Annotated in this window: 23 protein-coding genes; 12 read left to right on the top strand and 11 right to left on the bottom strand. The window is 68.7% G+C overall.

Annotation, left to right across the window (positions count from 1 at the left end):
- Positions 1-107: 107 nt before the first annotated feature.
- Positions 108-1,184: a bactofilin family protein gene (locus I7X12_RS13905; RefSeq protein WP_198060661.1), complete on the top strand. Its 1,077-nt coding sequence runs from the start codon at positions 108-110 to the stop codon at positions 1,182-1,184.
- 79 nt (positions 1,185-1,263) lie between these two features.
- Entirely contained in the window at positions 1,264-1,464 is a 201-nt protein-coding gene (gene samp2, locus I7X12_RS13900) for a ubiquitin-like small modifier protein SAMP2 (protein WP_198060660.1), read from the top strand.
- A 78-nt stretch (positions 1,465-1,542) separates the two neighbouring features.
- Here samp2 and I7X12_RS13895 read toward each other — a convergent pair whose 3' ends face one another.
- A complete protein-coding gene (locus I7X12_RS13895; RefSeq protein ID WP_198060659.1) occupies positions 1,543-2,382 on the bottom strand; it encodes a GIDE domain-containing protein in 840 nt (279 codons plus the stop codon).
- A 301-nt stretch (positions 2,383-2,683) separates the two neighbouring features.
- Here I7X12_RS13895 and I7X12_RS13890 point away from each other — a divergent pair, with 301 nt between their 5' ends.
- The 4 genes from I7X12_RS13890 (at position 2,684) to I7X12_RS13875 (ending at position 4,949) form a co-directional block, all read left to right on the top strand.
- Positions 2,684-3,178, top strand: coding sequence for a redoxin domain-containing protein (locus tag I7X12_RS13890; protein WP_198060658.1), 495 nt, complete (start codon positions 2,684-2,686; stop codon positions 3,176-3,178).
- A 25-nt stretch (positions 3,179-3,203) separates the two neighbouring features.
- The gene (locus tag I7X12_RS13885; RefSeq protein WP_332309540.1) at positions 3,204-3,638 is read left to right on the top strand and encodes a GNAT family N-acetyltransferase; all 435 of its coding nucleotides are present in this window, start codon (positions 3,204-3,206) and stop codon (positions 3,636-3,638) included.
- Between the two features lie 61 nt (positions 3,639-3,699).
- Entirely contained in the window at positions 3,700-4,269 is a 570-nt protein-coding gene (locus I7X12_RS13880) for a TetR/AcrR family transcriptional regulator (protein WP_198060657.1), read from the top strand.
- A complete protein-coding gene (locus tag I7X12_RS13875) occupies positions 4,266-4,949 on the top strand; it encodes a rhomboid family intramembrane serine protease (protein WP_198060656.1) in 684 nt (227 codons plus the stop codon). Before I7X12_RS13880 ends, I7X12_RS13875 begins: the two co-directional genes overlap by 4 nt.
- A 19-nt stretch (positions 4,950-4,968) precedes the next feature.
- Here I7X12_RS13875 and I7X12_RS13870 read toward each other — a convergent pair whose 3' ends face one another.
- From I7X12_RS13870 to larB, 4 genes are all read right to left on the bottom strand, one after another.
- Positions 4,969-6,405, bottom strand: coding sequence for a phosphoglucomutase/phosphomannomutase family protein (locus tag I7X12_RS13870; RefSeq protein WP_198060655.1), 1,437 nt, complete (start codon positions 6,403-6,405; stop codon positions 4,969-4,971).
- Positions 6,406-6,501: 96 nt separating this feature from the next.
- On the bottom strand, positions 6,502-6,825 hold the full coding sequence (locus tag I7X12_RS13865; RefSeq protein WP_198060654.1) for a GIY-YIG nuclease family protein: 324 nt from the start codon (positions 6,823-6,825) through the stop codon (positions 6,502-6,504).
- Between the two features lie 15 nt (positions 6,826-6,840).
- Complete coding sequence (locus I7X12_RS13860; RefSeq protein WP_006883201.1) at positions 6,841-6,990, bottom strand: DUF7563 family protein; 150 nt, start codon at positions 6,988-6,990, stop codon at positions 6,841-6,843.
- 124 nt (positions 6,991-7,114) lie between these two features.
- Positions 7,115-7,885: a nickel pincer cofactor biosynthesis protein LarB gene (gene larB, locus I7X12_RS13855; protein ID WP_198060653.1), complete on the bottom strand. Its 771-nt coding sequence runs from the start codon at positions 7,883-7,885 to the stop codon at positions 7,115-7,117.
- Between the two features lie 319 nt (positions 7,886-8,204).
- On the opposite strand from larB, the gene I7X12_RS13850 reads away from it, so the two are divergent.
- On the top strand, positions 8,205-8,372 hold the full coding sequence (locus tag I7X12_RS13850) for a DUF1931 family protein (protein WP_198060652.1): 168 nt from the start codon (positions 8,205-8,207) through the stop codon (positions 8,370-8,372).
- Between the two features lie 36 nt (positions 8,373-8,408).
- Here the strand turns inward: I7X12_RS13850 and rpiA are convergent, their stop codons facing one another.
- Both rpiA and I7X12_RS13840 read right to left on the bottom strand, forming a co-directional pair.
- Positions 8,409-9,089, bottom strand: a complete 681-nt coding sequence (gene rpiA / locus I7X12_RS13845; protein ID WP_198060651.1) for a ribose-5-phosphate isomerase RpiA — start codon at positions 9,087-9,089, stop codon at positions 8,409-8,411.
- 103 nt (positions 9,090-9,192) lie between these two features.
- The gene (locus I7X12_RS13840; protein WP_179909753.1) at positions 9,193-9,369 is read right to left on the bottom strand and encodes a DUF7501 family protein; all 177 of its coding nucleotides are present in this window, start codon (positions 9,367-9,369) and stop codon (positions 9,193-9,195) included.
- A gap of 243 nt (positions 9,370-9,612) precedes the next feature.
- Here I7X12_RS13840 and I7X12_RS20710 point away from each other — a divergent pair, with 243 nt between their 5' ends.
- Together I7X12_RS20710 and glmM are read left to right on the top strand one after the other, a co-directional pair.
- Positions 9,613-9,741, top strand: coding sequence for a hypothetical protein (locus I7X12_RS20710; protein ID WP_269750318.1), 129 nt, complete (start codon positions 9,613-9,615; stop codon positions 9,739-9,741).
- A gap of 162 nt (positions 9,742-9,903) precedes the next feature.
- Positions 9,904-11,214 (top strand): phosphoglucosamine mutase, encoded by a 1,311-nt coding sequence (glmM, locus tag I7X12_RS13835; protein WP_198060650.1) that lies wholly within the window; start codon positions 9,904-9,906, stop codon positions 11,212-11,214.
- A 136-nt stretch (positions 11,215-11,350) separates the two neighbouring features.
- Here glmM and I7X12_RS13830 read toward each other — a convergent pair whose 3' ends face one another.
- On the bottom strand, positions 11,351-11,509 hold the full coding sequence (locus I7X12_RS13830; RefSeq protein WP_006883194.1) for a DUF7563 family protein: 159 nt from the start codon (positions 11,507-11,509) through the stop codon (positions 11,351-11,353).
- Between the two features lie 311 nt (positions 11,510-11,820).
- On the opposite strand from I7X12_RS13830, the gene I7X12_RS13825 reads away from it, so the two are divergent.
- Positions 11,821-13,278, top strand: coding sequence for an arylsulfotransferase family protein (locus I7X12_RS13825; RefSeq protein WP_198060649.1), 1,458 nt, complete (start codon positions 11,821-11,823; stop codon positions 13,276-13,278).
- A gap of 60 nt (positions 13,279-13,338) precedes the next feature.
- On the opposite strand, the gene I7X12_RS13820 is transcribed toward I7X12_RS13825, so the two are convergent.
- The 3 genes from I7X12_RS13820 to I7X12_RS13810 form a co-directional block, all read right to left on the bottom strand.
- Complete coding sequence (locus I7X12_RS13820; RefSeq protein ID WP_198060648.1) at positions 13,339-13,917, bottom strand: DUF7090 family protein; 579 nt, start codon at positions 13,915-13,917, stop codon at positions 13,339-13,341.
- Between the two features lie 426 nt (positions 13,918-14,343).
- Positions 14,344-14,550 (bottom strand): hypothetical protein, encoded by a 207-nt coding sequence (locus tag I7X12_RS13815; RefSeq protein WP_198060647.1) that lies wholly within the window; start codon positions 14,548-14,550, stop codon positions 14,344-14,346.
- A gap of 85 nt (positions 14,551-14,635) precedes the next feature.
- Entirely contained in the window at positions 14,636-15,169 is a 534-nt protein-coding gene (locus tag I7X12_RS13810) for a DUF6789 family protein (protein ID WP_198060646.1), read from the bottom strand.
- A gap of 135 nt (positions 15,170-15,304) precedes the next feature.
- On the opposite strand from I7X12_RS13810, the gene coxB reads away from it, so the two are divergent.
- Together coxB and I7X12_RS13800 are read left to right on the top strand one after the other, a co-directional pair.
- Positions 15,305-16,123, top strand: coding sequence for a cytochrome c oxidase subunit II (coxB, locus tag I7X12_RS13805; protein WP_232342850.1), 819 nt, complete (start codon positions 15,305-15,307; stop codon positions 16,121-16,123).
- Complete coding sequence (locus I7X12_RS13800) at positions 16,120-18,729, top strand: cbb3-type cytochrome c oxidase subunit I (RefSeq protein ID WP_198060645.1); 2,610 nt, start codon at positions 16,120-16,122, stop codon at positions 18,727-18,729. Before coxB ends, I7X12_RS13800 begins: the two co-directional genes overlap by 4 nt.
- The last annotated feature ends 1 nt before the right edge of the window (position 18,730 follow it).

Here is an 18,730-nt window from a genome sequence, read left to right as displayed (position 1 = left end):
CGCCGCCCGTAAACCTACCGAGTGGCCCCCGACCGGCGACCGCGCGAACCCGTCCAGCAATTACGTGGCTGACATCTTTATCGTCTCGTCGGGCGTAGATTCCGAGTATGAGACGAATAGCAACGGCAGTCGTGGTACTGATCGTCGTCCTGTCGGTGCTGCCGGGGGTGGCGGCCGCCGCGACGCGAACGGGGGGGACCGTCGTCGTCGGGGCGGACGAGACCGTCGACGAGGACCTCGAGGCGTTCGGCGGCTCGGTCGTCGTCCGCGGGACGGTGAACGGCGACCTGCAGGCGTTCGGTGGCTCCGTGGTCGTCGAGGGCACCGTGACCGGCGACGTGGAAGCGACCGCCGGGAGCGTCCAGATCCTGGGCGACGTCGGCGGCGACGTGACCGCCTCGGGCGGCGCCGTCGATATCAGTGAGGGTGCGCAGATCGACGGGACGCTCGAAGCCGGCGCCGGCAGCATCACCGTCGACGGGACGGTCGGCGGCGACGCGCGCCTCGGCGCCGACAGCATCAGACTCGGCGACGACGCGCGGATCGGCGGCGACCTGGTCTACGACGGCGACCTCGCGCGCGCCGACGGTGCCGCCGTCGACGGGGCCGTCACCCAGAACGAGGGGATGAACGTCGGCGCGAACGACGGCTTCGCGATCCCCGGTATCGTGTTCACCGTCTACGGCGTGTTCGTCGCCCTGCTAGTCGGTGCGATCTTGTTACTCGTGTTCCCCGGGACCGCCGCCGCGGTCGCCGACCGCGCCACCGGCGATCCGCTCCGGACCGGCGGGATCGGCCTCCTGACGGCGGTCGCCGTCCCGATCGTCCTCGTGGTCGTCGCGATCACCATCGTCGGCATCCCGCTGGCGCTGGCGGGGAGCCTCGCGTTCGGCCTGCTCGTCTGGCTGGGCACGATCTACGGTCGGTTCGTCCTCGGGACGTGGCTGCTCTCGCTGGCCGACGTCGACAACCGCTGGGCCGCGCTGCTCGTCGGTGTGGTCACCGTGGCGCTGCTCCGACTCGTCCCGGTCGTCGGCGCGCTCACCCGCTTTGGCGTCTTCCTGCTCGGATTCGGCGCGCTGGTCGCCGTCCTCGTCGACGGCTACCGCGACCGACGCGACCGACGCGAGCGGGCACCGCGCGCGCCCGAGGCCGACGACACCGGTGCCGAACCGGCCGACTGACCCCCAGGCGGGGTGATCGGTCGGCCGCGACGCGTCCGCCGGACGACACGCTCAAGCCCGCGCGGACGGATCGGCCGGTATGCGCGTCACCGTCGCCGTCGCCGGCGAAGACACCCGCGAGGTCGAGGTCGAGGCGGGCGCGACGTACGCCGACCTGCTCGCCCCGCTGCCCTACAGCGCCCACCAGGTGTCCGTCCTCGTCGACGGTCGGCCCGTCCCCGAGGACGCCCCCGTCGAGACCGACGAGGTGGAGGTGCTGCGGCTCGTGAAGGGCGGATAACCACCGGCCGCGTCGGCGCCCCTCTGCGAGAGTTCGTCCGTGCGACCGCGACTGGACGACCGAGCGGCCGGCGAGCGCTCAGAGGGACATCACGAGACCGACCAGAAGCGTACAGCTCGCCACGAGAGCGAGCGGGCCGTAGAACAGTTTCCAGTACGACCGTCGATACCGACGAGAGAGCGCGGCGGCCGAGAGCGTCGAGACGAGCAAGCGACCGTCGTCGGGCGGCGTCACGACCGGCGGGTCGCCTGCGTCGTCCGGGGCGGCGAGCGTGCCGCGGACGGTCACCTCCTCGCCCGTTTCGAGAACCGACTCCCGGTAGCGACGCGTGCCGTCGGTCCGTCCGACGTCGAAGACCGCCTCGTTCTCGGCGTCGTCGAGACCGACCTCACGTTCCAGGTCGCGGAAACGTCCGGGGCGGTCGGCCGCGGCCGCGATCTCGGTGTCCGTCCCGAACGAATCGACTTCGACGCGGACGTCCTCGGTGGCGAGACCGACCAGCGCGTCGTCACCGTTCACGCCGTCCCAGAGACCGGCCGGACCGTCCGCGGTCCGCGCGCGGACCGCGACCGTCCGCTCGCCGGCGTCGACCTCGAAGCTCGCGGTTCGGATCCCGCGAGCTTTCGACGACCAGAACCGCGAGAACACGTTGTGCCACTCCTCGACCAGCCACGCGGCCAGCACGCCGCGCTCGCCGGAGAGGGGACCGGTGACGGCGCCGTCGCGACCGCTCGCGGTCCCGGTGACGACGACGGTGTCACCGGGACGGGCCGTCGCGAGCGTCTCCGACGGCGTCTCCCGGACGCGCCGGGCGCGACGACGGAATCGCCACCCCCTGTAGAGGAACCACGAACACGACAGCGTCAGCGTGAGTCCGACGAGCAGCGCGGACCCGACGGCCTCGGCGTCGATTCGCATACCGGTTCGAGCGGACTCCGGCTGTAAATAGTGTCGGTACACCTGGAAACGAGGACCCCGGAGCGGTCACTGTGCTGTGGGATCCCCTACCCGAACCGACCGCCGCCCGCCGCCCGCCGTCACACACGGTGAGCGCGCACGCGAGCGCGTCGGGGACCGCCTCCGCTCCTCCCAGCGCGGACGGGCCGCGAGCCACGAGGCACGGTCGACCGGACGCAGCGGGTTCGCGTCCGATACCGAGCACGAACGCCGACTCGGGACCCGGGGGGATTTTGACAGGCGAGCGTCTACGGGGGAAGCGATGAGTGCCAGGAAGCCCGCGCCGGCGTTCGAACTCCCGAACGTCGGGCCGGGACCGGACCCCTGTTCGCTGGCGACGCTGGCGGCAAACGAGTCGTTCGTTGTCCTCCTCTTTCACCACGACGACGAGTGCCACGACTGCCGCGCCCAGGCGAAGAAGGCCGGCGACCGATACGCCGCCCTGCGCGCCCGCGACGCCGTCGCCGTCTCCGTCCTCCCGACCGGCCGCGAGGTCGCCGAAGACTGGCAGGACCGGTTCGACCTCCCCCACCCGCTGCTGGTCGACCCCGACGGGACCGCCGGAGCCGACTACGACCAGCCCGTCCGCCTCCCGATGTTCGCGGAACTCCCGATATTCGGCCGCCTGCCCGCCGTTGTCGTCGTCGACACGCGCGGCGCCGAGCCCGAGATCGCCTGGACCTACCGCGGTCGGTCCACGTGGGACCACCCCTCGATGACGACCGTCCTCGAAGGACTGGACAGCGTTCGGGAGTGAAACCGGCGATGGGTCAGGGTGAGCGATGCGCGACGTGACCGTCCGCCCCGCGACCGACGACGACGTGGTCGGCGTTCTCGGCGTCCTCGACGCCGGTGCACTCGAAACCGAGGCCGACCGCGTCCGCGCGAGCGTCGACCGCGGCGACGCGTTCGTCGCCGTTCGAGGTGAAACCGGGGCGTCGACCGACGGTGGGACGGTCCTCGGCGCGCTCGTGCTGGTCGGCGCCGGCGAGGGGTTCGACGACCTCGAGACCGCGCGTATCGATGGCGTGGCTGTCCGCCGGAGCCGCCGCGGCCAGGGGATCGGCCGGGAGCTGGTCGCGGCGGCTGCACGGCGTTACGGTCGACTCGTCGCGGAGTTCGACCACGGGGTGCGTCCGTTCTACGAGTCGCTGGGGTTCGAGACCGAAGCCGCCGACGAAGCCGGCCGGTGTCGCGGCCTGTGGATCGAACACTGAGCCCCTATCACGCCCGACGAAATTATTATATATTGACTGTTCGATCGATCAGTCAACATCGATGGAGAGCGACGATACGAAAGCGGAGATCATCGCTGCGACGAACCGCGCGCTGGCGAAACACGGATATTCGGATCTGTCGATGGCGAAGATAAGCGAGGAGTTCGACGGGAGCCAGTCGTTACTGCACTACCACTTCGACACGAAGGCGGCGCTCGTCGAAGCCTACCTCGAATTCGGACGCGAACGATTCGAGGATCGGGTCGCCTCGCTGTCAGACGATCCGGAACAGCGCATAGAGGAACTGATAGGACTGCTCGTTGATCTCGACTACTACGAGAGTCGGGAAAACATGGCGGCGATCCTGGAGATGTACGGCGCCGCCGAGCGCCACGATGGCTTGCGACGGGAACTTCGCGAGTACGACGCGGTCGCTCGACGGTCGATCCGCGAGACGCTCGAAGCCGGCCAGGCGGGGGGCGTCTTCGACCCGAACGTTGACGCCGAGGCGGTCACGCGACTGGTCTTCGCCGTCCACGAGTCGGCGTTCCTCCGTGAGACCGTCGACGACGACGTGGAGCCGCTGAAGGCGGCGCTGGAACGGTTCGTCCTCTCGGAGATTCGTGAATGACCGGGTACGGTACGGAGTCCGACGGTCCGCTCGGCGAGTCGGAGACGCCCGCGACGGTCGCGTTACTTGGCGTGTTTCTCGCCGTCTACGTCGCCTTGGTCGCGACAGAGGCGCAGTTCGACATCGTAGCGTTCCGCTCGCTCGCGGTCCGATCCGACCGGCTCTGGCTCGTCCCGACGTGGCTGACGGCGACGCTGATCCACGGCCCACCGGTTCACCTCCTGATGAACGGTGTCTTTCTGTTTCTCTTCGGCGGTGGGCTCGAACGCACGTACGGGAGCCGCGTACTCGTCACCGTGTTCCTCGTCACAGGCGTCGTGACCGCAGTCCTCGGGACGGTTCTGGCCGGGCTCAACGACTGCGGGCTGGCGGCGTTCCGGACCGGGACGGGCTGTCGAGCCGCGGGCGGCGGGTCGAGCATGGCGCTCGCGGGACTGATAGGCTACGTGACGCGACGGCGTCCGTCGGTTCCGTTTTACATCCTCCCGTCGAGCCGGGCGAGTGTCCCCCTCTGGTGGTTTACGGCGACGCTACTGGTCGTGAGCCTCCTCGGGATGTACACGCCGATAGACCCGTTGCGTGCGGCCGTCGGTTTCCCGGTGGGGCACGCCTACCACTTCGTCGGCGTGCTGGTCGGAGCGGCGCTCGAGTCCGTCTGGACGCCGGACCCGGTCCGGTGAACTGAGACCGACCGCCGGCTCAGACCAGCGGCTCGACCAGGTCCCGACCGGCGGCGAGCAGCTCGTCGACCCGTTCCTGCGAACTCCCCTCGGCGTAGATCCGGAGCTTGGGTTCGGTCCCGCTCGGGCGCATGAGCAGCCAGGTGCCGTCGGCGAGGAAGATCTTGAAGCCGTCCACCGTCGACACGTCTTCGACCGCCGAGCCGGCGAGTTCGTCGGGCAGGGCGTCTTCCAGATCGGCGAGGACCGGCTCCTTGCGGTCGTCGGGACAGTCGACGCTGACCCGGTCCTGGACGATATCGCCGTGCCGGTCGAGCAGGGCGTCGACGCGGTCGTCGTAGGGTTCGGCGGCGGCGGCGGCCGCGGCGACGGCGGCGACGGCGACGCCGTCCTTGTTGCGGACGTGCGTCGTGATGCCGAACCCGCCGCTCTCCTCGCCGCCCAGCAGCGCGTCGCCGTCGGCCATCGCCTGGGCGACCCACTTGAACCCGACCGCCGTCTCGTGGACGGACTGGCCGTGGTCCTCGGCGACGCGGTCGACGATGCTGCTGGTCGAGACCGTCCTGACGACGTCGCCGCTCGTCTCCTCGTCGCTGGCCCAGAGGCCGCCGTCGAGCAGCGCCTCGTAGGTCGCGGCGAAGAAGAGGTTCGGGTCGAGGACCCCACGGTCGGGCGTGACGACGGCGATCCGGTCGGCGTCGCCGTCGTTTGCGACGCCCAGGTCCGCGCCGGACTCGGCGACGCGGTCGGCCAGCTCGCCGAGGTGGTCGGCCGTCGGTTCGGGGGAGTCGCCACCGAACTCGGGGTCGCGGTCGCAGCGGATACGCTCCACGTCGGCGCCCGCGCGTTCGAGGAAGTCGTCGGTGACGCCGCGACCGCTGCCGTGCATCGCGTCGTAGACGACCGTGAGGTCGGAGAGGTCCGCGTCGACGGCGGCGCGCACGCGGTCGGTGTACGGCCCGACGAGGTCGACCTCCTCGACGGCCCCCCACTCGTCGTCGGGCAGCGGGTCGGGCTCGGCGAGATTCTCCGCGAGGGCGTCGGTGACCTCGGGCAGGGCGGGCGCGCCGCCGGCGGGGAGGAACTTCACGCCGTTGTACTCCGGCGGGTTGTGCGAGGCGGTGACCATCAGGCCGCCCGCCAGATTTCGTTCGCGGACGGTCCAGGCGACGGCCGGCGTCGGCAGGTCACGCGGCGGGACGAGCACGTCGAAGCCGTTGGCGGCGAGGACGCGGGCGAGTTCCTCGGCGAACCCCCGCGAGGTCTCGCGGGCGTCGTAGCCGACGGCGACGGTGCCGGCTCCCCCCTCGGCGTCCCCGTCGTCGGACTCTTCTCGCAGGTAGGTCGCGACCGCCTGGCCGACCATGCGGACGCGCGGCTCGGTGAACTCGTCGAGCGTGGCGCGCCAGCCGTCGGTGCCGAACTCGATGGCGTCGGCGTCTGCGTCAGCGTTCATGCCCGTAGGCACCGCTCCCTCGCGGAAAAAGGTGTGTGCGTGGCGTGCTACCACGCGTGTCGCAGTGGGTGTGGGTCCCTCCGTCGACGGCGCCACTCACCGGGCGTCGTCGGCCAGTAACGCGACCGGTAGGGCGACGAAATCGGGCACGCCGCCCTCGGCGACGAGCCGCTCTTTGGCGGCCCGCGATCCGTCTTTGATCTCGTACTCGCGGGACATCGCGGCGGACTTCGAGTCGAACCCCTCGACGTGGACGAGCTCGACCGGCGTCCGGCCACGGGTGTACTTCGCGCCCGTGCCCTCGTCGTGTTCGCGGACGCGACGCTCCACGTCGGTCGTGTAGCCGGTATAGAAAGTATCGTCGGCACAGCGCAGCAGGTATACGAAGTGGTCGGAGTCGATGGTCCGCGGGTCGGTCATGGGGCTATGCGGGGATTACGCTTCGGGGGCGCGCTCTCTCGCGACCTCGGCGATGCCCGCGTTCGCCGAGCAGCTCGGACAGGCGTGAACCGCTCCGGTCTCGTCGGCGAAGACGCGAGCGAACTGGTCGGAGACGTGCGCACCGCAGTGATTACACGTTGGCATACGTTTGGCCCGGCTGTCAACCGGTACCAGCACGTTGGCGCGCCCCGGATATAACGAGTGTACCAACGCTGTTTGGTGTCGTCGGTGTAACCGGTCGAGAGCCGCCAGAACGGCCGTCTTCGGTTCACCGGTCGGTCCGTGCGGCGTCGATCCGTCGGGCGATCAGACCGGCCTGCGCGCCCGCCGTGAAGCCGGCGTCGACGTTGACGACAGAGAGGGCGGTGCACGACTGGATCATCCCCGAGAGCGCGGCTTCGCCCTCGCCCGCGTGGCCGTACCCCGTCGAGACGGGGAGCCCGATGATCGGCACGTCGACCAGTCCCGCCAGCACCGTCGGGAGCGCGCCTTCGCGGCCGGCGGCGACGACGAGCACGTCTTGGTCACGCAGGACTTCGAGCGAGTCCACCACACGCGCGAGCGAGGCGACGCCCACGTCGTCGACCCGTTCGACGGTCGCGCCCATCTCGCGGGCGATAGCGGCGGCCTCGCCGGCGGGGACAGCGTCGGAAGTTCCCGCGGTCACGACCCCGACGGCCGCGTCCAGGTCCGGTCGCTCGAAACCGGGCGTCGTCGCGACGACGACGCCCGAGCGACCGTCGGCGTCGACGGTTGCCTCCGGGTGGTCTGCTGCCAGCACGTCTCGGACGGCGTCCTCGACGGCGTCGTCGGCTCGCGTCACGACCGCTCGCCCGGTCGTCTCGACGGACGTCGAGGCCAGCGCAGCTACCTCCGACGGCGTCTTGCCCGCCGCAAGCACCGCCTCGGGGACGCCGCTGCGGGTCGCCCGAGCCGCGTCGAACCGCCCGGCGTCGCCGGTGGCGTACCCCGCGAGCTCCGCCTCGGCCTCGGCGGGCGACGTTTCGCCCGCCGCGACCGCTTCGAGTAGTTCGCGCATACCCCTCATGTGCGTTCGACCCACTTGACCGTCCCTCTTTTCGGTCGTGGCTACCCCGCCTGGGCCGTGCCCGCGCTCCCCCCGCGGGCGTCGCCGAAACCGCGTTCTCAGCCACGGCCGAGCGCGCGCGAGCGGGCCCACACCCCCGAACGGGCCGATTTCCGCGCGGTCGGCCATCACCGTTCCCAAAAGATACTTAAACTCCCGTCGCTCGCAGGCCCCGACCGGGCCGGAGCGGCGCTTAGACCCCCGACAAAGCCGGCGAGACTGCGCACAATTGACAAGGTTTATAAACCATCCATTTGTTCACGTGACTTGTATGGCAGACCTCATTGTCAAGAACTCGGTCAAGGAAGCGCTCGAAGACATGAACGTCTCCCGCGACTTTTACGACGCCCTCGACGAGGAAGTAGAGGACCTCCTCGACGAAGCGCAGCGACGCGCCGAGGCCAACGACCGGAAGACGGTTCAGCCGCGCGACCTGTAAGGTCGACGGAACATCGAATTTTTTAGGGAAGTAGCGTCAGGGCTCGAAGACCGTTACGTCAGTCTCCGTCCCGAGACACACCTCGTCGGCGAAGTCGACGAACAGCCCGTGCTCTACGACGCCGGGGAGTGCCGACAGGTCCGCCGCCAGTCCGGTCGGGGCGGGCATCGCGCCGAACTCACAGTCGAGGATCAGGTTCCCGTTGTCGGAGACGACGGGACCGCTCTTGCGGTCGGCTCGTCTGAGCTCCGGTCGGCCGCCGAGTCGACGGATCGCGTCGGCGACGGGCGTCCGCGCGTCGGGCAGCACTTCGACCGGAACGGGGCCGTCGAGTACGTCGACCTCTTTGGTGGGATCGGCGACGACGAGGAGTCGATCGGCGGCGGCGTCGACGATCTTCTCGCGGGCGTGGGCGCCGCCGCCGCCCTTGAGGAGGTCGCGACCGGCGATCTGGTCGGCGCCGTCGATCGCCAGGGTCACGTCGGCCTCGTCGAGCGTCGTCAACGGGATCCCGACGTCGATGGCGATCTCTCGAGCCTGGAAGGAGGTGGGGACACCTTCGACGTCGAGCCCCGCGTCGACCTCGCGACCGAGCGCCCTGATGGCGTGGGCCGCCGTGCTGCCGCTCCCGAGACCGACGACGCTCCCGTCTTCGGCCGCTTCGACCGCGCGCTCGCCCGCGCGACGCTTGGCCGCCTCGCGCTCGCTCTGGTTCATACCCGACCCATCGCCCGTGGCCCGCAAAAACGCTACCGACCGCGAGTCGACCGCCGGCCGGCCGGTACCCGGCGACACGCTGTGGCCGAATCGACGGCCGCGCTCACCCGCTCCAGCCGCCGCGTACGTCGCCACCGATCCGGTCGCGCCAGGTCTCGAACTTCGCCTCGCAGTCCGGGTTCTCGGCCGTGTGGTCGACGAACCCCGCGCCCGGGGACGCGAGCGCCTCACCGCAGAACGGACACCGCTCGGGGTCGTTCCAGGAGTCTGTCGCTGCCATGTCCGGATCGACCCACACGATCTACATGAAGATTGTCGACAAACAATCTAGGTAGTGTGTATGAAAATAATACACACACTTATTTTTCGAGAAGAAACGATTATCTCGAATCCGAGTTACCTACCTACGCGATCGATTCTCGAACACGTGATAGAGGGGCACTGGACACCGGTACTACGACCTTATATTCTCAATTCAGAATAATAGGAACGTTTATACCGGAGAATCCTCTGTATCCCGGTAATGGCAACGCAGCAGCACACAGCCGTCGGGGTGTATCGGTGTCCCGATTGCGACGGTCGGATCACGTTCGAACACCAGTCCTGGGAGTGCAGCGACTGCGGTCACGCGCCGCGTCACGGCGCCGACTGACGCCGCCCGGGACGACCAGCGAGACACTGTCCGCCGCTCGCGCGGTGAACCACTGGATACTGTCAGGCATCCACCCCATTTTCGCGTCGTCGACGTGACAGCCGCAGCCGGCGGGTCGCGCCGACGGCCGATCTTTTTACTCCGGCCCCGCGACGGTCGAGTATGTTCGGAACGAGCGGTATCCGGGGACCCGTCGGCGACGAAGTGACCGCGGAACTGGCCCTCTCCGTGGGACGGGCCGTCGGGGTCGACGCCGATCGCGTCGTCGTCGGTCGGGACGCCCGCGAGAGCGGCCGGCTCCTGACGGACGCGCTGGCCGCCGGCCTCCGGGAGTCGGGCGTCGACGTGGTCGATCTGGGACTCGCCGCGACGCCGACGGTCGCCCGGACCACAGCCGCGGAAGACGCCGACGTCGGCGTCTCGGTCACCGCCTCGCACAACCCCGCGCCGGACAACGGCATCAAGCTCTGGCAGCCGTCCGGCCAGGCGTTCGACGGCCCCCTCCAGGACACGATCACCGAACGCGTCCGGGCGGAGGTCACCGACCTCCGCCCGTGGGACGACCTCGGTGACCGCGTCCGCCGCGACGGCGCCGAGCGTCACGTCGACGCGCTCGTCGACGCCGTCGCGGTCGACGACCCCCTCTCGGTCGTCGTCGACCTCGGCAACGGCGCCGGCGGCGTCACCGTCGACGCGCTCCAGCGGCTGGGCTGTGCCGTCGAGACGCTCAACGCCCAGCCCGACGGCTCGTTTCCCGGCCGACCCAGCGAGCCGACCGCCGAGAACTGCGAGTCGCTGGCCGCGCTCGTCGCCGAGAGCGACGCGGACCTGGGGATCGCCCACGACGGCGACGCCGACCGGATGCGCTGTGTCGCCGCGGACGGCACCTACCTCTCGGGGGACGTGACGCTCGCTTTGTTGGCCCGCGAGGCCGCGAGCCCCGGCGACCGCGTCGCCGCCCCCGTCGACACCAGCCTCGCGGTCGACGACCACCTCGCCGATATCGACGTGTCCGTCGAGCGCACGCGGGTAGGGGACGTCTACGTCGCCGAGCGGGCAAGCGAAACCGGCGTCGCCTTCGGCGGCGAACCCAGCGGCGCCTGGATCTGGCCCGCGGAGACGCTGTGTCCCGACGGCCCGCTCGCGGCGTGCAAGGTCGCCGCCCTCGCGGCCGAGCGCCCCCTCGCCGACCGACTCGCGGCGGTCGAGACCTACCCGATCCGCCGTGATTCGGTCGAGACCGACGAGAAGGCGGCCGCGATGGAGCGGGTCAGCGAGCGCGTCCTCGCCGAGTACGACGACGTGACCACGCTGGACGGCGTCCGCGTCGGTCTGGACGACGCATGGTTCCTCCTCCGCGCCAGCGGGACGCAACCGCTCGTCCGGATCACCGCCGAGGCCCGCGACGCCGACCGTGCCGAGACCGTCTTCGCCGAGGCGCGGGCCCTGCTGGGCGACGCCATCGAGGACTGACCGACCCACGGCGGGCGCTCCTGGCCGTCGCTCGACGGAAACTCCGAGACAGGAGAAGCGTCCTGGCAGCGCCCGGGCGGGTCCCCCCGAACCCGCCAGGCCGCCTCCCCCCGATAATTCACGACGATGCAGGACCCTAGCCGCGACGAGTCGAGCGCGCCTCGCGGACGTCGGCCCCGTCGCGGATCTTGTCCTCGCACTGCGGACAGACGCGCGGCGACTCGACACCGTTGGGCGTGAACACCCGTGCGTAGTCTGCGGTAACGAACGAACCGCAGTTCTGGCATTCCGGCATACGGTATATCCCTTCGATTACTGGACCTTAATGGTTGGTGATTTGGTAGTAGCACGCAAACCCCGACGAATCCCGGCGTGACGGCGTCGAAGTCGGATCCCGGCAGTGCGTCTGGTACGCCCCCTGTGTCGGACACACAGAACGTGGTACTACATCACAGAACGACGCTCCGTCTATCGAGAACGTCGTTCATCGCGGGACCTATCGAGATCCGGCCGCGGTCGGCTCCCTCGGCCGTCCCAGAGCGGTACGGTTATTACCGAGAGACGGGTGAGAATCGACAACCGGACGGCATCTCCGGGGGTCGTCGCATGGATCTGGACACACCCGAACTCACGCGCCCGCTGGTCGCCCGTCTCTGTGTGGTCGCTCTCGTCGCGATACTGCTGATCCCGTCGGGCGTCTCCGCGCTCACGCACGAACCGGTCGAGCTCCAGCGGGGCGCTATCGACGAACCCGCCAACGGCACCACGGTCATCGCCGTCCAGGGCTTCAAGGGGCGCGGCCAGAACAGCTCCAAGAAGCCCGCGCGGCTCGTCGGCGTCGGTCCCGAGGGCGACCTGGAGTGGAACTACCAACCCCAGGACGACGTGACGTGGTTCTACGACGTGGACCCCATCGACGACGGCACCCTGCTGGTCACCGGCGTCACCCGCGACGGGACGACGGTGTTCAAGTACGACCCCGCGACCAACAGCCGCGTCTGGACCGAACGCCTCGACGCCGACGACACCCACGACGTGGACCTGATCGACGGCGACGAGTTGCTCGTCGCCAACATGCGCAACTACAACGAGACGACCGGAACCAACGACGACCGCATCTTCGTCTACAACCGGACGACCGACGAGACGGTCTGGGAGTACCGCTTCGAGCGCATCTACGACCGCGGGGACGCCAGCGGCGGCAGCGGCAGCTACACCGGCGACTGGACCCACGTCAACGACGTCGACAAACTCGACGACGGCCGGTACATGGCCTCGCCCCGCAACATGGACGAGGTCGTCGTCATCAACCGCTCGACGAAGGAGGTCGACCTGTCGCTGGGCACGCCCGGCAACCACAGCGTCGTCTACGAGCAACACAACCCCGACTACATCGAGAGCGAGGACGGGAGCCCGACGATCCTCGTCGCCGACAGCGAGAACGACCGCGTCGTCGAGTACGAGCACACGGGCGGCGAGGGCCGCAACGCCACCTGGGAGCGCACCTGGAACCTCGGCGCCGACGGCAACCTCAACTGGCCCCGCGACGCCGACCGGCTCCCCAACGGCAACACGCTCGTCACCGACTCGCTCAACCACCGCGTCATGGAGGTCACCCCCGAAGGCGAAGTCGTCTGGGAGTACTACGCCCCGTGGGGCACCTACGAGGCCGAGCGCGTCAATCTGGGCGACGAGCCCGGCGGCCCCACGATCGCCGACCAGAACGCCAGCGGCGCCTACGGCCTGAACGGCAGCGCCGCGCTCACCCCCGGCGCGACCGAACGGGCGACCTTCGCGTCGTGGCTCCACAGCACGTTCGCCGGCACGCCCATCTCGAGTCAGGTCGACTGGTTCGCCGAGCGGTGGGCGCACGTCGCCCCCTGGGTGCGTCCCGTCTGGATGAACCCCTGGGCGTTCGTCGCGTTCCTCGGCGCCGCGGTCGTCACGCTCGGCTGGGCGGGCGGCGAAGCGGTCTACCACCGGCGCTGGATCGCCGGCCGCCTCCGCGCCGGCTACGACCGCGTCCGTCCCTCGGGCGGCGGGTCGACCCGTTCGGACGACTGACGAGCCGTAGCTCTACGGGTGGACGATTTTCGAGAACTGCAACCGGCCGGTGGTCGCCGCTCAGAAGTCGGTGTCGACCGAGCCGTCCTCGGAGAGGTCGACCACGCCGTCGAACCGCGCGCGGAAGTCCGCCAGTTCGTCGTCGTCGTGGACACCTTTGGCCAGATGGAACAGCCCGACCGCGTCGTGTTCTTCGAGCAGGTCGAGGATGGCGTCGACGGCCTCGGCGGCCCGCTCGGCGTCGGAGTAGTACACCATCTCCGTCACCGAGTCGAGGCTGACCCGTCGTTTGCCCTCGGTCGAGTCGAGGAACACCCGCGTCTCCTCGACGATCCCGTCCAGGTCGTCGGGCGAAGAGACGTACTTGACGTTCTCGGACTGGCGGCGCGTGTAACCGCGCTCGACCGACAGCGCGTCGAGGATCGTCGCGCGCTCCTCGTCGACCTCGTAGTGTTCGAGCTTCTGGCGCACCTCGCGAGCGGTCGTCCGCGTCGAGATGACCAGCATCTCGTCGGTGTCGGTGCTGAGAAACTCCGTGTCGATCCGGTCCGTCTCGCCCGTGCTCGGATGCAGCAGGAGGATGCCCGTCCCACCGGGTACCGTGTCCGGCGTGTTCTCGATGGCGAGCTCGTAATCCATGTACAGGGCAGCGGCTGGAATCGTCTTAAGCGTGGCCTTCCGCCCCACCGTGTCCTCGCCTGGATACCCCGTCACGAAGCACTTCCTGGTGGCCGAGGCGGAATCGGGTGTACAACCACTGTTAGCGGTGTTTCGACGATGGAACGGAGAGCTAACGACGAAACCGAGCGGATCGACCGGGGACACTCGGAGTCGTCCGCGACGGGCGCTGTTGCGGTACGGTTGTAGTACGGGTACGGTGCCGTGCGGGGCGGTACGGTTGCGGTACTGTGGGGGGCGGTACGGTTGCGGTACTGTGGGGGGCGGTACGGTTGCGGTGTGGCCTGGTGGACTGAACGGGCGATGCGCGCTCACGCGCAGTCCAGTAGTCTGAGCAGGTACTATCCACGCGAGTGCGGCGAGCGGTCCCGGCACAGACCGACTCGGTCACTCGTCGCGTTGCCAGGCGCTCGGTTCCATGCCGATGGCCTTGACCACGGGGCGATACAGCGCGACGATGACGACGACGACGGCGAGCTCCAGCCAGAACCCGAGTTCGCCGACGGCAGCACGGACGACGCCGAGGACGACCGTGACGATGACGACGATGACGAGGTAGTGCGCGACGAGTTCGAGGATCTGATCCCTGTCCATGGGAGAACTACGGACCCGGGGGACAAAAGCGACGGTTTCGCGGCCGGCGCGTCCGCATCGATCCCGACCGCACACGCTCGAAAGCTCAAACGAGCGTGTCGGGCCGGGTCGAGAGGTACTCGAAGACGGCGCCGAGGCCGATCCCGTAGACCCAGTGAGCGACGAGCGTGACGGCGAGGTAGCCGACGAGCGCGAGACCGGCGTAGCCGTCGTAGAACGCGAAGACGAACCCGGTCCACAGCGCCGTCCCGAAGTAGACCCCGTGGACGGGGTCGCGACCGCCCGGCAGGTAGTCCTTGAGCGAGGCGAAGAGCAGCGGCCACGGGAACATCCCCGCGAGGACGAACAGCACGTAGCCGGCCGTCACCGGCGGGAACAGACCTTCGAGACCGACCATCTCGGTGACGGTCGCGAACGACGCCCGCGTGAACGCGCCGAAGCCCTCGCCGATGAGCAGGACGACCGTCATCAGCGCCGTTCCGACGAGCCCCCCGGCCGCGCCGACGACGCCGTCCGCGACGATACCGAACAACCGGTCGAACTCGTCGTCGACCACCGTCGGGTCCTCGAACTCCTCCCCTTCGATCCCCTGTTCGTCCAGCTCACGCGTGTCAGGCATGATAGCACATACCACTGGCGCGGGCAAAAAGCTCCCGGCTGAGATGGCAGCTCCCGAACCGGTTCGTTCGACTGAAAACGGTGCGTGTCAACAGTCCCCAAACAATAAGAGCGGGTGAGTCGTTGGTGATCGAATATGGAAGATGTTGGTGACGCGGTGGTCGGCGACACCGTCCTGGCGGGGACCAGCGGGATCCGAGCGCCGGCGGAGGTGTTCAACAGCATCTTCGTCGCCTTCCTCGGACTGGGGACGCTGGTCGGGGTCGTCGTCATCTCGTACACGCTGTACAACGCCTACAGGTACCGGTATCGCGAGGACGAGGACCCGGCACCCGACGTGGACCGTCCCGAAGTCGGCGAACTACCCGAAGGCGGGGGCAAGGGCAAGAAGCTGTTCCTCTCGTTCGCGATCAGCGCGTTCATCGTCCTCTCGCTCGTGATCTGGACGTACGCGTCGCTGTTGTACGTCGAGGGGAAACCGACGGAGGTCCAGCAGAACGGGGGTGACGTGATGACGGTGGCGGTCGACGGGTTCCGCTTCGGCTGGCAGTTCACCTACCCCAACGGCGCCCAGGCCGACACGCTCCGCGTCCCGACGGACACGGTGATCGACCTCTCGGTGACGTCGCGGGACGTGTTCCACAACTTCGGCATACCCGAGTTGCGCGCGAAGGCCGACGCGATCCCCGGGCAGACGACCAACGCCTGGTTCGTCGCCGAAGAGCCCGGGACCTATCAGGCCAACTGCTACGAGATATGCGGCGAGGGCCACTCCGGCATGACCGCCGACGTGGTCGCGATGAACGAATCCGCTTTCGAAGAGTGGTACGCGACCACCGAACCGGCGAACGCGAGCGCGGCGGCGAGTAACGGGACCGCCGCCCCGAGCAACGCAACCGCGAGTACCGCGACGATGGGTGCGCTGACTCCCGCACGCGCGCGAGGTGCGCGATGAGCCACGGCGAAGCCGGCGGCCACGACTTCCCGCCGACGAGTTCCGTCAAGCGCTGGTTCGTCACGACCAACCACAAGGACATCGGGATCCTCTACACGATCACCGCCCTCTTCTTCCTCGTCCTCGGCGGCGTGCTGGCGATGCTGATGCGCGTCCAGCTGTGGAGCCCCGGCGCGAGCGTCCTCAGCGCCGGCGCGTACAACCAGGCCGTCTCCGCCCACGGTCTGCTGATGGTCTTCTGGTTCATCTCACCCTTCGCCTTCGGGTTCGCCAACTACCTCGTCCCCCTGCAGATCGGCGCCGACGATCTAGCCTTCCCGCGGCTCAACGCGATGAGCTACTGGGCGTACCTCTTTTCGGGACTCCTGTTTATCGCCTCCTTTTTCCAGGGCGGCACGTTCGACGGCGGCTGGACGATGTACGCCCCCCTGAATCTCCCGACCTACATGCCCAACATCGGCGGCACGACGGTCGTGCTGGCGCTCATCATGTTCATCGCCGCGGTGACGATGGGGTCGGTCAACTTCCTGACGACGATGTACCGCATGCGCGCCGAGGGCCTGCGGATGCGCGACCTCCCGATGTTCTCGATGTCGATCCTGCTGATGGTGTGGATGATGCTCTTCGCCTTCGCGGCCCTGCTGGCCGCGCTGATGATCCTCGCCGCCGAGCATCTGTTCGGCGTGACCTACTTCTCGGCGGAGGGCGGGACCCTGCTGTGGACCCACCTGTTCTGGTTCTTCGGCCACCCGGAGGTGTACATCGTCTTCTTCCCGGCGCTGGGCATCATGGCCGAGTGCTTCCAGACGTTCACCGGCCAGCGCATCGTCGGTCGCAAGTGGTTCGTCCTCGCGATGGTGCTCGTGGCGCTCCAGAGCTTCGTCGTCTGGATGCACCACATGTTCCTGACCGGGATCAACCTGGAGATCAAGACCCTCTTCATGATCACGACCATCGGCATCTCCCTGCCGTTCGACCTGATGGTCTTCTCGCTGATCTACACGATGATCAAGGGCCGTATCCGCTTTACGACTCCCTTCCTCTTCTCGCTCGGTGCGCTGATCCTGTTCATCGTCGGCGGGATCACGGGCGTCTTCCTCGGCGCGGTCGTGCTCGACTACGAGTTCCGGGGCACCTACTGGGTCGTCGCGCACTTCCACTACGTGATGGTCGGCGGCGCGACCGGCCTGTTCGCCGGCATCTACTACTGGTTCCCGAAGATGACCGGCCGGATGTACGACGAGTTTCTGGGGAAGGTTCACTTCGCCCTCTATTTCGTCGGGTTCAATCTCCTCTACTTCCCGCTGTTCGTCGCCTGGGAGACGCCCCGTCGGGTGTTCGACTACGCGCCCGGGCTGACGAGCTGGCACCAGGTCGCCTCGATCGGCGGGTTCGTACTCGGGGCGTCGTTCCTCGTCATGTTCTACAACCTGTTCGTGAGCCTGGCGACCGGCGAGGAAGTCGGCGAGAACCCCTGGGAGTACTCCACCACCGCCGAGTGGGTGGTCTCCTCGCCGCCGCCGCTGGAGAACTTCCCCGGGAAGCCCAGCTACAGCGGCGGGAAGCTCTCCTTCCGCGACGAGCCCGAACTGACCGCCGACGGGAGCGGCGACGACGAGCCCGCGGGAAGCCCGTCGACTGACGGCGGCACGACTACGGACGGCGGTCTCGCGAGTGAAGCGAGCGAGACCTCGTCGGACCCCCGGTCCGACGGCGGCGTCCGAACCGAAGGCGCTGCCACCGGCGGGACGGGGCTCGTGAGCGACCCCGGGACCGCGACGCCGGCGGCGGCCGGCACGGGGACTGCTCACGGCGGCGGGCCCCACGCCGACCACGCGAGCTTCTGGCCGTTCGTCGTCTGCTTCGCCGGCTTCCTCACCTTCCTCGGCGTCTCGGGGATCCAGAGCGGCGGTGCCTATCTCGGACTGACCGCGGTCGGGGGTCTCCTGAGCGCCGTCGGGTTCGTCGGCTTCGCCAGCGAGTCGTTCTACGTGCCCGAACCGACGGTCGCCGAGCAGTGGCCGTTCGGCGGCGTCGAGAACATGAAGCTGGGGATGTGGACGTTCCTCGCCTCCGACGTGGTGTTGTTCGGCGGGTTCATCGGCTCGTACCTGTTCCTGCGGGTCGCCAACGGCTGGATCCACTGGCACCACGAGTTCGTTCCCGAAGCGCACGTCACGTTCCCCGGGCTCGTCAACACGTACCTGCTGCTGGCGAGCAGTTTCGCAGTCGTGCTCTCGCTGGTGGCCGCCCACCGGAACTCCAGACGGGGCGTGGTCGCGAGCCTCTCGGTGACCTGGTTGCTCGGCGTCGGCTTCCTGATCAACAAGGGCCTGGAGTGGCAGCACCTGTTCCACGTCTCGACGGACGCGTTCCCGAACGGCTGGAACGTGGGGACGAACGTCGCCTCCTCGACGTTCTACCTGACGACCGGACTCCACGGCGCCCACGTCGTCGTCGGGTTGATCATGCTGCTGTACATGATCCCGCGGGCCTGGCGGGGCGCGTACCTCGACGACGACTCCAGCATCGAGTACTTCGGGCTGTACTGGCACTTCGTCGACATCGTCTGGCTGTTCCTGTTCCCGCTGTTCTACATCCTGTAAT

It is taken from the genome of Halosimplex litoreum, assembly GCF_016065055.1.
Classification (GTDB): Archaea; Halobacteriota; Halobacteria; order Halobacteriales; family Haloarculaceae; genus Halosimplex; species Halosimplex litoreum.
This window is presented reverse-complemented; position numbering and strand designations above follow the sequence as displayed.